Annotated in this window: 7 protein-coding genes and 1 pseudogene; 6 read left to right on the top strand and 2 right to left on the bottom strand. The window is 65.3% G+C overall.

Annotated features, from left to right (window positions below; genetic code table 11):
* Nucleotides 1–41: 41 nt before the first annotated feature.
* Together SJ20_RS03665 and betT are read right to left on the bottom strand one after the other, a co-directional pair.
* Nucleotides 42–1535 (bottom strand): aldehyde dehydrogenase family protein, encoded by a 1494-nt coding sequence (locus SJ20_RS03665; protein WP_044658977.1) that lies wholly within the window; start codon nt 1533–1535, stop codon nt 42–44.
* Entirely contained in the window at nt 1532–3658 is a 2127-nt protein-coding gene (gene betT, locus SJ20_RS03660; protein WP_044658976.1) for a choline BCCT transporter BetT, read from the bottom strand. The genes SJ20_RS03665 and betT overlap by 4 nt, the downstream gene beginning before the upstream one ends.
* A gap of 417 nt (nt 3659–4075) precedes the next feature.
* On the opposite strand from betT, the gene ychF reads away from it, so the two are divergent.
* From ychF to SJ20_RS03635, 6 genes and pseudogenes are all read left to right on the top strand, one after another.
* Nucleotides 4076–5179, top strand: coding sequence for a redox-regulated ATPase YchF (gene ychF, locus SJ20_RS03655; RefSeq protein WP_044658975.1), 1104 nt, complete (start codon nt 4076–4078; stop codon nt 5177–5179).
* Nucleotides 5180–5201: 22 nt separating this feature from the next.
* Nucleotides 5202–8474 (top strand): ATP-binding protein, encoded by a 3273-nt coding sequence (locus SJ20_RS03650; RefSeq protein WP_082067576.1) that lies wholly within the window; start codon nt 5202–5204, stop codon nt 8472–8474.
* On the top strand, nt 8471–8941 hold the full coding sequence (locus SJ20_RS11570) for a hypothetical protein (protein WP_052833428.1): 471 nt from the start codon (nt 8471–8473) through the stop codon (nt 8939–8941). Before SJ20_RS03650 ends, SJ20_RS11570 begins: the two co-directional genes overlap by 4 nt.
* A 9-nt stretch (nt 8942–8950) precedes the next feature.
* Nucleotides 8951–9151 (top strand): annotated as a pseudogene (locus SJ20_RS12330) (DUF1156 domain-containing protein); the annotation flags it as partial.
* A gap of 105 nt (nt 9152–9256) precedes the next feature.
* A complete protein-coding gene (locus SJ20_RS03640; protein ID WP_235281253.1) occupies nt 9257–11860 on the top strand; it encodes a DUF1156 domain-containing protein in 2604 nt (867 codons plus the stop codon).
* A gap of 1 nt (nt 11861) precedes the next feature.
* Nucleotides 11862–13629 (top strand): SNF2-related protein (locus SJ20_RS03635; RefSeq protein WP_044658973.1); only part of this gene is annotated, 1768 nt, incomplete at its 3' end.

The following is a 13629-nucleotide window of genomic DNA, read 5'->3' as shown; positions in this document are numbered from 1 at the left end:
GGTGGGCGCGGGGTCTGGCCCCGCGCCCACGGGGAGGGGGCTCAGCGGCGGTCGGCGAACCAGCCGGTCACCGCGGGCTCGGTGTTCTGGTAGATGTGCTTGTGCTCCACGTATTCACCCAGCCCGGTGGGGCCGAGCTCGCGGCCGATGCCGGAGGCCTTGAAGCCGCCCCATTCCGCCTGCGGCAGGTAGGGGTGGTAGTCATTGATCCACACGGTGCCGTGGCGCAGGGCACGGGAGACCCGGTGGCACGTGCCGGCATCGGAGCTCCACACGGCCCCGGCGAGGCCGTACTCGGTGTGGTTGGCGATCTCGACGGCCTCGGCCTCGGTGGAGAACGTCTCGACGGTGATGACGGGGCCGAAGCCCTCCTCGACGACGGCGGGGTTGTCCCGGTCGCAGCGGTCCAGCACGGTGGGGGCGTAGAAGTAGCCGTCCTTGTGCTCCTCGCCGCCCCAGTGGCCGCCCACCCGCAGGCGGGCGCCGGCGTCGATGCCTCGCTGGACGTAGTCCGTCACCTTGTCCCGGTGGGCCGCGGAGATCAGCGGGCCGGTCTCGGCGTTCTCGTCGAAGGGGCCGCCCATCACGATGTGCCCGGCGCGCTCGACGAGGTCGTCCACGAAGCGCTCGGCGATCGATTCGTGGACGATCAGGCGCGTGCCGGCCGAGCACACCAGGCCCGAGTCGGTGAACGCCGCGTTCAGGGCGTTGTCGAGGGCGGCGTCGTAGTCGGCGTCGGGGAAGATCACGTTGGGGTTCTTCCCGCCCAGCTCGAGGGCCGTCTTCTTCAGGGACGCCGCGGCGGCCTCGGCGATCTTGCGGCCGGTGGCCAGGCCTCCGGTGAAGGAGATGAGATCGACGTCGGGATGCGAGGACAGCGGGGCGCCCACCTCCGCCCCGGCGCCCAGCACGAGGTTCCCGACGCCGGCGGGGAGGCCGAGCTGCTCGAGGGCCCGCATGGTGAGGATGGCGGTGTGGGGGGTGAGCTCGGCGGGCTTGAGCACGAAGGTGCAGCCGGCCGCGAGGGCAGGGGCGATCTTCCAGGAGGCCTGCAGCAGCGGGAAGTTCCAGGGGGTGATCATGCCGCAGACCCCGATCGGCTCGTTGACCACGCGGGAGAGCACGGTCGGGTCGCCGGCGTCCACGAGCCGGCCGGGGTGCTGGTCCGCGATCTTGCCGAAGTAGCGGAAGCAGGCCGCGATGTCCGCCATGTCGCCCTCGGCCTCCACGAGGCGCTTGCCGGTGTCCAGGGCCTCGGCGCGGGCGAACTCGTCCTTGTGCTCGATGATGTGGTCGGCGAGGCGGATGAGCAGGTCGCCGCGCTCGGCGGCGGGGGTGGAGGACCAGACGCCGCTGTCGAAGGCGCGGCGGGCGGCGGCGATCGCCGCGAGGGTGTCCTCGCGGGTGCCCTCCGCGACGACGCCGACCTCGGTGCCGTCGGCGGGGCAGAAGATGGTGCGGGTGCCTCCGTCGGACGAGGGCACCCAGGCCCCGTCGATGTACTGGGTCGCGGTGGGGTCGGGGGTGGGGGTCACGGTCGTGCTCCTTCGGTCTCGGGGTTGGTGGTCTGCAGGGCCACAGTCGGCAGGGCGTCCGTGGCGGGGGAGTGATCGGCGTCGGTCCAGACCTCGGGTGCCTCGGCGTCGATCCGTGCGGCCAGGAGGGAGTCGTCGCCCGTCATGGTCATGAAGGCCAGGTGCGCCTCGTAGTCGTCGAGGATGTTGGCGCACAGCTGTTCGCGGCTGTAGCCCATGACGTCGCGCCCGCGGGAGCCCTTGGCCGAGAACACCTCCAACTGGACGTAGGTGTCCTGCGCCGCGGACAGGCTGCCCGCGAAGCTGGGCACGGGGTAGGCCACCGGGTACACCTGGTACTTGAAGTCGGTCTGTCCCGGGAACCGGACGGTGAGGTCCACCCAGGGCACGCCCGATTCGGGATGCGTGCCGCGGGTGACGTCCACGTCCGCCCCGTGCTCGCGCAGCTCCGCGGCGACCTCGCTCAGCGCGGGGGACACCTCGCGGTCGACGTAGGCCGCGGCCTGCTTGGCGGTCGCGAAGTGCATGCGGCGGGCCAGGCGCTGCCGCCACGTGGCCCGGCTGTTCGCGTCCCGGACCCGGCCGGAGAGCACGTGCGGCAGGGACGCGGTGCGGGAGTCCATCGCGAGGGACTCGGAGTGGAGCACCCGCCACAGGCTGATCATCACCAGGTACACCAGCACGGACAGCGGCAGTCCGACGATCACGGTGGCCTTCTGCAGCGTGTAGACGCCGTCGATGAACAGCATGGACAGCGTCAGCAGCCCCGTGATGACGGCCCAGGTGATGCGCAGCCAGGGTGCGCCGTCGGAGTCCTCCACCGAGCCCTTGGACGTCATGTTGGCCATGATCAGGGAGCCGGAGTCGGCGCTGGTCACGTAGAAGAACAGGCCGGTGAACACGGCCAGGCCGATCAGGAACGCGGCGCCGGGGAACTGCTGCAGGAGGCTGAAGAAGCCGGCCTCCGGCGCGGTGACGGCCTCCTGCAGCAGCGCGTCGTCGCCGTCCCGGAACAGGCCGATGGCCGCGTTGCCCATGATGGACACCCACAGCATGATGAACGCGAAGGGGATCAGCAGCACGCCCAGCACGAACTCCCGCAGGGTGCGCCCCCGGGAGATGCGGGCCAGGAAGAGGGACACGAACGGCGCCCAGGCGATCCACCAGGCCCAGAAGAACAGCGTCCAGTCGGACATCCACTGCTCCGCCGGGTAGGCCGCCGTGCCGTCGGTGTAGGCGAAGGTGCGCATCATCATCGACGGGAACGAGGCGAAGAAGTCGCCGATGTTCTGCACCAGGGCGTTGAGCAGGTCCGTGGTGCGGCCGGTGACCAGCACCCACAACAGGATGACGACGGCCAGGTACACGTTGAGCTCGGAGAGCCGGCGGATGCCCTTGTCCACACCGGAGACGGTGGAGATGATCGTGATCCCGACCGCCAGGGCCATGAGGGCGATCTGCACACCGGTGGTCACCGGCACGTCCAGGATCAGGGCGAGTCCGGCGTTCAGGAAGACGACGCCGATGCCCAGGGAGACGGCGATGCCGAAGATCGTGCCGACGGTGGCGCCGATCTCCGCGGCGTGGCCGATGCCGCCGTGCACGCGGCGGCCGAAGATGGGGGCGATGGCCGAACGGATGCTCAACGGCATGTGGTACCGGTAGGCGAACAGTCCGAAGGCCATGCCCATCAGGGCGTACATGGCCCACCCGGGGATGCCGTAGTGGAAGATCGTCCACAGCGGGGCCATGCGGGCGGCCTCGTCGGACATCGGCGGCAGGTCCGGTGGGGTGAGCAGGTTGGTGGCCGGGCCGGAGGTGGCGAAGAACATCAGGTCCACCCCGATGCCCGCGGCGAAGAGCATCGCCGACCACGTGAACATGCTGAACTGCGGGACGGCGTGGTCCGGGCCGAGCCGCACGCGGCCCAGGCGGCTGAGCGCCACGACCACGACGAAGACGACGACGACGCCCGCCGTGAGCACGTAGTACCAGCCGAAGCTCTCGGCGATCCAGCTCACCGTGGCCGAGATCACGGAGTCTGCCTGGGCGGGCAGGAGCATGGCCCAGAGGGCGAAGCCGACGACGATGCCCGCGGTGCCGGCGAACACCGGCCAGTTCACGGGGGAGTGGGGGGGTCCTCCGGCGTCGGGCGGACCCGGTGGCCCTGCGGTCTCGGCTGTCGTCCTCTGGTCGGCAGACACAGGTGTGCTTCCTCTCGTCGGGGTGTGGGCGGCCCGTCCACCCTACAGATCGGTCATCTGGGCGGGGCTGCGTGCTGGGCGGTGCGGGTCTCTGGGTTCTGTGGGCACGCGGGGCTGGGGCTGCCGGGCCCCGTGGCCGCTGGGCCTCTGGGTTCCGTGGGCAGGAGAGCGAAGGTTTCTGCCCCCGGAAGCGAAAACCCTGCCGGTTCTGCCCCCGGAACAGGGGAGAGCGCGCTTTCTGCCCACGGAGCGGGCGGGGCTGCCGGTTCTGCCCACGGAACGGGGCCGGTGCGGGACGCCTCCGCCGCGGTGGGCCCGCCGGTAGACTGCCGAACTGTGGCTTTGACTATCGGATTCGTGGGACTGCCCAATGTGGGCAAGTCGACCCTGTTCAACGCGCTGACGCGCCAGACCGTGCTCGCGGCGAACTACCCGTTCGCGACGATCGAGCCGAACGTGGGCGTGGTGAACCTGCCGGACGAGCGGCTGCCGCAGCTGGCCGAGATCTTCGGCTCCGAGCGCATCCTGCCGGCGACGGTGTCCTTCGTGGACATCGCCGGCATCGTGAAGGGCGCCTCCGAGGGGGAGGGCCTGGGCAATCAGTTCCTGGCGAACATCCGTGAGGCCCACGCGATCGCCCAGGTGGTGCGCGCGTTCGACGACGGCGACGTCGTCCATGTGGACGGCAAGGTGGACCCGGCCTCGGACATGGAGACCATCAACACCGAGCTGATCATCGCGGACATGCAGACCGTGGAGAAGGCGATCCCGCGCGTCGAGAAGGAGGTCAAGGGCAAGAAGAAGGAGCCCGCCGACCTCGAGGCGCTCAAGGCCGCGCTCGCGGTGCTGGAGCGGGGCGAGACGATCTTCGCCGCGAAGGACAAGGACAAGCTGGACATGGACCGGCTGCGGGAGCTGAGCCTGCTCACCGCCAAGCCGTTCATCTACGTGTTCAACTCGGACGATGGTGTGCTGGGGGACGAGGCCAAGCAGCAGGAGCTGCGCGATCTGGTGGCCCCCGCCGACGCCGTGTTCCTGGACGCCAAGCTCGAGTCCGACCTCGTGGAGCTCTCCGACGAGGAGGCGGCCGAGATGCTGGAGATGGCCGGGCAGGACGAGTCCGGGCTGGACCAGCTGGCTCGCGTGGGCTTCTCCACCCTCGGCCTGCAGACGTACCTCACCGCCGGGCCCAAGGAGACGCGGGCGTGGACCATCCCCGTCGGCGCGACGGCGCCCGAGGCTGCCGGCGTGATCCATACCGACTTCCAGCGCGGCTTCATCAAGGCGGAGATCGTGAGTTTCGACGATCTGATCGCTGCCGGGTCCATGGCCGACGCCAAGGCCGCCGGCAAGGTGCGCATGGAGGGCAAGGAGTACGTCATGCGCGACGGCGACGTGGTGGAATTTAGGACGGGGCTTACGTCAGGCGGCAAGAAGTGAAGACGAGACTGGGAGCGCTGGCATGAGTGATCTGATTCCACTGCGTAACGCTTGTGTGCCACGAGAGGATGTGCTTCAAGGAGGTCTCGCCGATAACCACTTCGCAGCACAGCTCGACAAGGTTGTACGTGACGCCGAGCACTACCCGGTTTACGGCGACGCGGAGGCATTCTTTGCTCAGACCTACCCGACCTCCGGGTTGAAGACTCTTCTCACCAAGACCTTCGGTCGTATTGCTGGGGCGAAAGGCGTGGCAGGAGAGAACGGAGTCTTGCGGCCCACTACCTCCTTTGGTGGCGGCAAGACCCACGGTCTCACAGCGGTTTACCACCTGGCCGGTGGGGCGCGACCCGCCAACATCGCAGAGTTCATCGACCCAAGCCTGCTTCCGGACGGTGCCGTTCAAGTTGCCGCGCTCGTCGGCGATGCCCTCGACCCCACCGCCGGGGTTGACACCGATGGCCACCGCGCCTACACTCTGTGGGGCGAGATGGCGGCACAGATCGGTGACAACGCCTTCTCGGTGATGGCTGCCAATGACACCGAGCGCACGGCGCCGGGAACAGGCACCATCAAGGCGGCGTTCGGCGGCAGGCCAACGATCGTCATCGTGGACGAGATTGCCAAGTACCTGCGAGCGGTGTCGTCCTCGGGCAGCGAGGACGTGCGTCGCATGGCCCGAGCGATCCCGGTGTTCCTGGGGAACCTGTTCGAGGTCGCGTCTGACCCGACCAATCGGGTCTCAGTCATCATCACACTGGCGGCCACCACCAACGCCTTCGGTGCAGAGACCACCGAGATCAGCGACCTCACCAGCGACGAGAAAGAACGGGCCGACGCGGCGAACACCGCCTCCGTCAAGGCAGCGGAAGAGACCGGGGACGTACTGACCCGCGCCGTGCAACCGTCCGCAGTGATCCGCCCTGCCGACGACAACGAGATCGGCGAAATCCTCAAGAAACGCATCTTTGCCTCGGTCGATCAGACTGCGGCGACTGCTGCTGGTGACGCCTACCGAGACCTGTACGAGACGCTCGGCAAGACCGAGCAGCTGGCGGGCGGCGCCGAACACCCTGCGACCTACGGCGAGTTGGTCACTAAGACGTACCCGTTCCACCCCGAGCTCGTCCGTGTCCTGGACAAGCGCCTAGGCAACATCACACAGTTCCAGCGAGCAAGAGGCGCGTTGAAGTTGCTGGCTGAGGTCGTGGCACACATCTACGCAACGAACGATGACACCGCGGTCATCAACGTTGGTGACATCGACTACGACAACGACCCGGTGCTGAACCACCTCACCGATGGTCTCGGACGTGCCGAATACGCCTCGGTGGCAGAGGGCGACTTCGCAGGCAAACAGTCGCACTCCGCCGCAGTGGACGCTGATATCTTCCCCGGCAAACCTGCCTACAGCACCCGCGTCGCACGCACGGTGTTCACACATTCGCTTGAAATGGTGGCGACTGCAGGAGCCGGCCGCAACGACTGGGTCGTCGGCACACTCCGCCCAGGCGAAGACACCGCCATCTTCGAGAAGGCGCTCACAGAATCCGAGAAGGTCTTCTGGCATCTGTCTTTCGATGGCGGGCGATGGCGCTTCAACATCGAACCGAACGTCAACGCCATCATCGAGACCGAGAAGCGCAACGTCGCCAACACCGCCGTCGCGGCGATGGTCGACACACTCATCCGCAATGCGTTCGCTAACGATGGTGGCGCCAAAGCCGTGCACTTCCCGTCGGGCCCCGCCGAGGTCCACGACGAAGCGGGCCTGAGAGTCGTGGTGCTTGACTATAACGTCGTGGCCGTCACGCAGAAGGGCGCAGAACAGCCGCCCGCAGCGATCGTCGAGATGCTTGACAAAGTGGGCTCCGTCGGCAGCCCGCGGACCTACCGCAACGCTGTGGTGTTCGCGGTCCCAGACGAGGAGCAGGTCGAGGTTCTGAAGGACCGTGCCCGCGCGCTAATCGCTTCCAACAACCTTGCCAGCGACGCCGCCCGACTCGCACAGTTCAGCGACGAGGTGCGCAAGAAGGTGGAGGTCTACAACAAGGAGGCCGCCCTCAACGCTCGCATCGCCGTGACGCGTTGCTACAAGCACATCTACTTCCCCTCCGGCGACAAGGGCACGGGGTACTTGCGCCATCGTGAGCTTCCCACTCAGGTACAGGGCGACACAAAGAACGCGACCTCGGCGGTGTTGAGTCTGCTCGAAGATGAGGACAAGATTCGAAGCAGTCCCTTCACAGCCTCCTACCTCCGGTCGAAGACCTGGCACGCTGCAAGCTCCGCCACCACACGCTCGATCGCCGACTACTTCTGGACCGATCACACGATCCAGATCGTTCGAAACCCGAACCTGATCCGCGAAGCGATCGTCAACGGCGTGAAGAACGAGAACTGGGTCTACTACGACGCGGGCACGGGAAAGACATACACGTCGAGCACCATGGCTGGGTTCTCGCCGGAGATGAAACCCGACGCCGAAGTGATGACCGCTTCCGAAGCCCAGTCACGAGGCTTGCTCGTGCGCAAGCCGACCCAGACCGACTTGCGCGCTGTCATCACCAACGATGACCTCACGGGAGCCGAGATTCGCTCCCGCCTCGAAGCCCAATGCGGCGGCGAGCCGGCCAAGACCGATGTCCTCGAACTACTCGCCACAGCAGTACAAGCCAGCGACTACAAGTGGTTCGTTGTCCTCGACGCAGAGCCTGCCTCCGGCGTCCGGGCATTGTCGCCGTCCGCGATCAAGGACAAAGGTCTCGATGGCCTGCGCATCCTCAGCCGGGAAGCGGCGGATGCGCAGGAGATCGAGGTGCCGACCCGCACCCCGAACTCGAAGACCTTCAACGCGTCGGGCCCAGGCGGTGCGGCAATGCAGAGCCTCCTCGATCAGATTTCCGACTTCACCGTGCCGACGGTAAGCACGATGACCTTGAAGGTCACCGCCGACGAGGCCTCAGGCGCCAGCGACATCGACCTCGCCGTGGCAGCGCTCGGCATGCTGCAAAAGCAGCACATCACCGTTCGTGCGACGATCCGCGCCGAGTTCAAGGGAGTCAACGGCGGAGTCCAGTTCCAGGGCACCGCCGACCGGCAAGACTTCCAGTCTGCGTACAACCATGTGAAGAAGGCCATCACCGGTGCGGTCAAGGTAGCGGGGGAGGTCACCCTCGTCTTCCGCTTCACCCCGGCTCTGGACATAACCGATGCCCAGTTCGGCCAGATTCACACGGTCATCAAGAACCTCGGTATGAAGAGCACCACGATGACAGCCGAGGTCACCAAGTGAGTGCCGTCAAGCGCATCCGCCCCGCATCCCACCTCGCGCTAGTCGAAGGGGTGCGAGGGTTCCGCCTCGTTGTCACGCCGGGCCGAGGCGAGACCTTCGGCGTGACGCTTGAAGAAACCTACGGCGAAAACGGCGGCACGATCACCGCGCCGGTGACCACCGCCACACCCGTTCAGGCGGGACGCGTGGTCGATGCGCTCTTCGTTGCGATCCGCAAGGCTGGGCATCGACCGAGCGTCCTTGCGTTCAAGCGCAAAGCCCCCATCCGCCTTGGCGAGGCTGAGGGAGTCCGTCTGGCGCTCGTCCTGCTTGCGAGCCAACCCATTGCCAAGCATGAGCGGGTCCGGGCACTCGTCGCCGGAATCAACGCCATGAGCGTCGAAGAGACCTACTACTGGTACTCCAAGTGCATGGGACTCGATGGCAACCGCGCCCGCAAGGCACTCCGAACCCTCCTCGCCGACTAAGGACACGACGTGACCACTTCAAGACCACGAGTTCTCATCGAGGACTGGCTACCCGTCGCAGAGCTCGGCATCGAGTCGCGGCGAGAGCGCGGAGCTGCCTCCGCCCTGCCCCCGCTCTCGTTCCTTCACATCTGGTGGGCCCGTCGACCACTTGTCGCCTCCGCCGCTGTCGCACTCGCAGGCGTCATGCCGGCATGGACCGAAGAGCTAGCCGAATCGTTCCCAGAAGCGCCGGAAGTTCGCACTGAATCGGCCTACAGGGCATGGCTACTTCGCCTCGTCGGCATCCTGGGTGACCCCGTCAAGGGAAGACGCATGATCGATGCCGCCAACGCTGCGGGCGTGAAGTTGCAGGGCAACGGTTACGGCTACCGTCAGGCGTTCCGAAACGCAGTGTCGCGCTCAGACATCGACCTGCTCCACACCGTTCTTCGTCGCACCTGGGGCGAGCTTCCGACCATTGCTGACCCGACCGCCGGTGGAGGATCGATTCCATGGGCTGCGAGCCGACTTGGGCTTCCTGTCGTCGCGAACGACCTCAACGGAGTCGCGGCCAGCGTGCTGAAGGCAGGCGTCGAGATACCTGCAACTCGCGGTCTCGACCTGCTGCCTGACATCAGGAAGTGGGGTGACGTGCTCGTCAAGCGAGTGGAGAAGCGACTCAAGGAGTTCTTCCCGCTCAACGAAGGGGAAAGCGTGATCGCCTACATCTGGGCCAACGCTGTCCCTTGCCCGCGGACGGGTCGGCTTGTGCCACTGCTGACAGATAAGTGGCTACGCAAGGCACCGGGGAAAGAGGCTGCGGTCCGGATGGTCACTTCCGTTGAGGGGATCGAACTCAGGGAGCCCCGCTTCGAGGTCATTCTGGGACGCGAGGTGGACAAAGCCGACGCCAGCACCGGGACAATGGCGCGAGGCAAGGCGGTCTCTCCATACGACAACCTTGTCATCGATGGCGACTACATCAAGGAGGCCGCTCAGAGCGGCGATATGGACCAACTGCTCTACGCCGTGGCAGTCCGAAAGCCATCCGGTGAGCGTACCTTCCGGGCGCCGAATGAGGCAGACCTTCAAGCACTGCAAGCTGCGAATCATACTTTCAACGCGCTGAAGGACGAGTGGTTTGATGCCGGAATCCTGCCCACCGAGGAGTTTCCTGAAGGGAACGATCTGCGCCCCAAACACTACGGTCTCGATCGTTGGGTAGATTTTTTCACTCCTCGCCAAGCGCTCGTACATGGCACGTTTGGTGAGGAGTTCGCGCGCCTCGTGCCCGAAGTGCGCGAGACTCTCGGCGAGGCTGCTGACCAGGTGCTTTTCGAGTTGGCTCTGATGCAGGGCAAGGCCCTCAATTACAATTCGAGACTTGGCTCATGGCACGTCTCAAAGCAAGTGATGCGAAGCGTCTTCGAGAGGCATGACTTCGCGTTCAAGTGGACATTCGCCGAGTTCGAAGGCGCCACCGCCCTCTACTCGTGGTGCCTCGACCAACTAACAGATGCCTACGGCGGGATCGCCCGCCTGCTCGACGAGACCGGATCGGCAGAGCTCGGCATGAACGACCGACTTGAGCGTCAGGTCACGGTTACTCAAGGTAGCGCGGCAAGCCTCCCACTGGATGACGGCTCGGTGACGCATATCTGCATGGACCCGCCCTACTACAACAACGTGATGTATGCAGAACTCGCAGACTTTTTCTACGTCTGGGAGAAGCGCACGCTGGGGCGTCTCGTTCCTGACTACTTCCGCGATGAACTCACCGACAAGGACAACGAGGCGGTGGCGAACCCAGCTCGTTTTGCGGCCATGGGACGACGCAAGAACGAACTCGCAGATCTTGACTACGAGTCGAAAATGACTTCTATCTTCGCCGAGTCCCGACGAGTGCTGTCAGACGACGGAGTCCTCTCGGTGATGTTCACTCACAAACGAGCCGAGGCGTGGGACACCCTCGGCATGGGCCTGCTGCAGGCCGGCTTCACCATCGAGACCTCGTGGCCCGTGAACACGGAGGCCGAGACCTCACTCCATCAAGCGAACATGAACTCGGCGGCATCGACGATCATGCTCGTGTGTCGCAAGCGGGAGGATCGGGAGACAGAACACCGAACGTACCTGGATGACATAGAGCAGGATATTCGTCTAGCAGCACGTGATGCAGCAACAAGGTTCCAGCATGACGGTATCGACGGCGTGGACCTACTGCTCTCAACATACGGACCAACGCTGTCTGTCATCTCGCAGAACTGGCCTGTCTACTCGTCCACTCCGGACGCCGATGGACGCGACCAACTGCTCCGTCCTGAAGACGCTCTCGCCTTAGCTCGTGAGGAGATCGTAGACCTTCGCCGATCCCGCCTTGTTGGAAAGGCGGCGAAGGTCGATGGCCTCACTGACTTCGTCCTGTTGGCGTGGGACACGTTCGGCGCGCGGGAGTTCCCGTTTGATACGGCCAGACTGCTTGCCCTTGCCGTGGGAGGCCTAGATGTGGACGACCTGGAGCGTGCCAAGATCGTGTCGAAGTCGTCCGGGAAAGTCACATTGCTGACGCCGAAACAACGGTTGCGCCGCGGTGCTGACTCGGGCCTTCCCGGGGTAAACTCCGAAGCAGCCTCTTTCGAGTACATCATCGACGCTGTTGACACTGCGCTCTACATTGCTGAGGTAGACGGTCAACAGGCCGCCAAGCGCTTCCTTGATCGTCATGGATACACAAGCGACAGTGGATTCGTTTCCACGCTGCAAGGCCTGGCGAACGCGATCCCACGCACCAAGGTCAAAGGTGCTTGGGCGGTGCCGGAGGCTGGGCTCATCGACACGCTCTGCACCCTGTACTTCGAGGATGTCGTGTTGCCGGAGGCAGAGGAGATGGCCGCTCTGGCAGACCCCAACGAGAACACGCTGTTCGACGTGGAGTGACATGACACCGGACGACAGCGACGCTCTACCACCTGGATCGCCGGCGCCACATGGCGGACCGGCGAGCTCTGAGCTGTTCTTGGGCGACTCTATCTCGTCGCCGGATTCGTTCCAATCTGTTGATCTGGCAGCAACCTACTCGCCGGACGACCACCCGTTCGAGACGTTCTATCTACCGTTGCTGTCTCGGGCGGTGATCTACGACAGAGCTGTGGGCTACTGGTCAGCGTCCGAGCTTCAGTACGCGGCACAGGGCACCGCCCATTTCCTCGCGAACGGCGGGAAGATGCGCCTGATCGTCGGTGCGCAACTCGCACAGCGAGACGTGGACGCCGTCATCGAGGGCAAGCCGCTCGGCGACGTGGTGGCGGCGAGGCTGCTCGCAGACCCGGACCTTGCCGGGACACGGATCGTGCAGAGCGAGCATCTGAGTGTGCTTGCGTGGATGGTCGCCACGGACAGACTTGAGATTCGTGTCGGTGTCCCGAGGGGAGAAGGCGGTGAACTGCTGACGCACCTACAGTCGGGACGCTACTTCCACACCAAGTACGGCATCTTCGCGGATCGGTACGGGAATCGAGTCGCCTTCAACGGATCGAACAACTCATCGGTGACGGCCTGGGCGAGGAACCATGAGACGTTCGACGCCTACCCATCCTGGAATGTGCCGATCTGGGACTACCTGGGTGTCCATAAGGTGCTCGACTTCGAGAAGCACTGGACCGACAACGCTGATGCAGGATGGGCAGTCATAGACTTGCCGTCGGCAGTGCGGGAGCACCTCATCGAGCACGCCCCCGAGACCCCGCCGGTTCCACCCGGCGTTGTCTTGCCACCTCGGGAGACGCCGACCTCGTCCGAAGAGGACACCGAGGAGTTCGATATCGAGGCGGCATGGGACGAGCTCGTCGCATTGCGCGATGCACCAACCGCATCGCCCTGGACAGGCGTCGGATCGGCATGGGCGCAACCTCTCCCGCACCAAGCGGAGCTCATCAGCCGTGTCGTGAGCACCTACCCGCGCGGCTACCTGCTCGCCGACGAGGTTGGGCTCGGCAAAACCGTGGAAGCGGGCATGGTGCTCCGCGAACTCTTCACCGCGGGCCGGGCGACGAAGGCGCTGCTGCTCGTCCCCGCCTCCGTGATGAAGCAGTGGCAAGAGGAACTCCACGAGAAGATGAACCTCGATGTGGCACGCTTCGACAAGGGTGCTTTCGTAGATCGTTACGATGCGCCAATCCCGGTCGATCCGAACGCGAATCCGTGGTCCGCGTTTCCCATCGTGCTCGCTTCGTCGCACCTTGCTCGCCGTCGCGACCGCCGGCGGCAGATACTCGACGCCGGTCCGTGGGACGTTGTCCTGGTTGACGAGGCTCATCACGCGCGGCGACGCGGCTCCAAGCCGACCGACACTCCGAACTCATTGCTGGGGCTCCTTCAAGAGATGCGCGACAAGGAGATGTGGAGGGCGCTGTACCTCGCCACGGCAACACCGATGCAGATGAACCCACATGAAGCCTGGGACTTGATCTCCCTGCTCGGGCTCAAGGGTCGGTGGGGCGTCAGCGCCGAGGACTTCATTCGGTACTTCAAGCTGCTGGCAATCGACCCGATGTACCGGCACTGGGACCTGTTGTGCGCGATGCTGGATGACTACTTCGCTGACCCACAGGCCGAGCGGGACGCTGACCTCGAACGGGAGATCGACGACGCACTCGGCTGGACGGGTGCGTACGTGGTCACGGCTCTAGCTGTAAGAGGTCATGACG

This window comes from Micrococcus sp. MS-ASIII-49, assembly GCF_000946635.1.
In the GTDB taxonomy this organism is placed as follows: domain Bacteria; phylum Actinomycetota; class Actinomycetes; order Actinomycetales; family Micrococcaceae; genus Micrococcus; species Micrococcus luteus.
The sequence above is the reverse complement of the archived record's forward strand: the minus strand, read 5'-3'. Positions and strand labels throughout refer to the sequence as shown.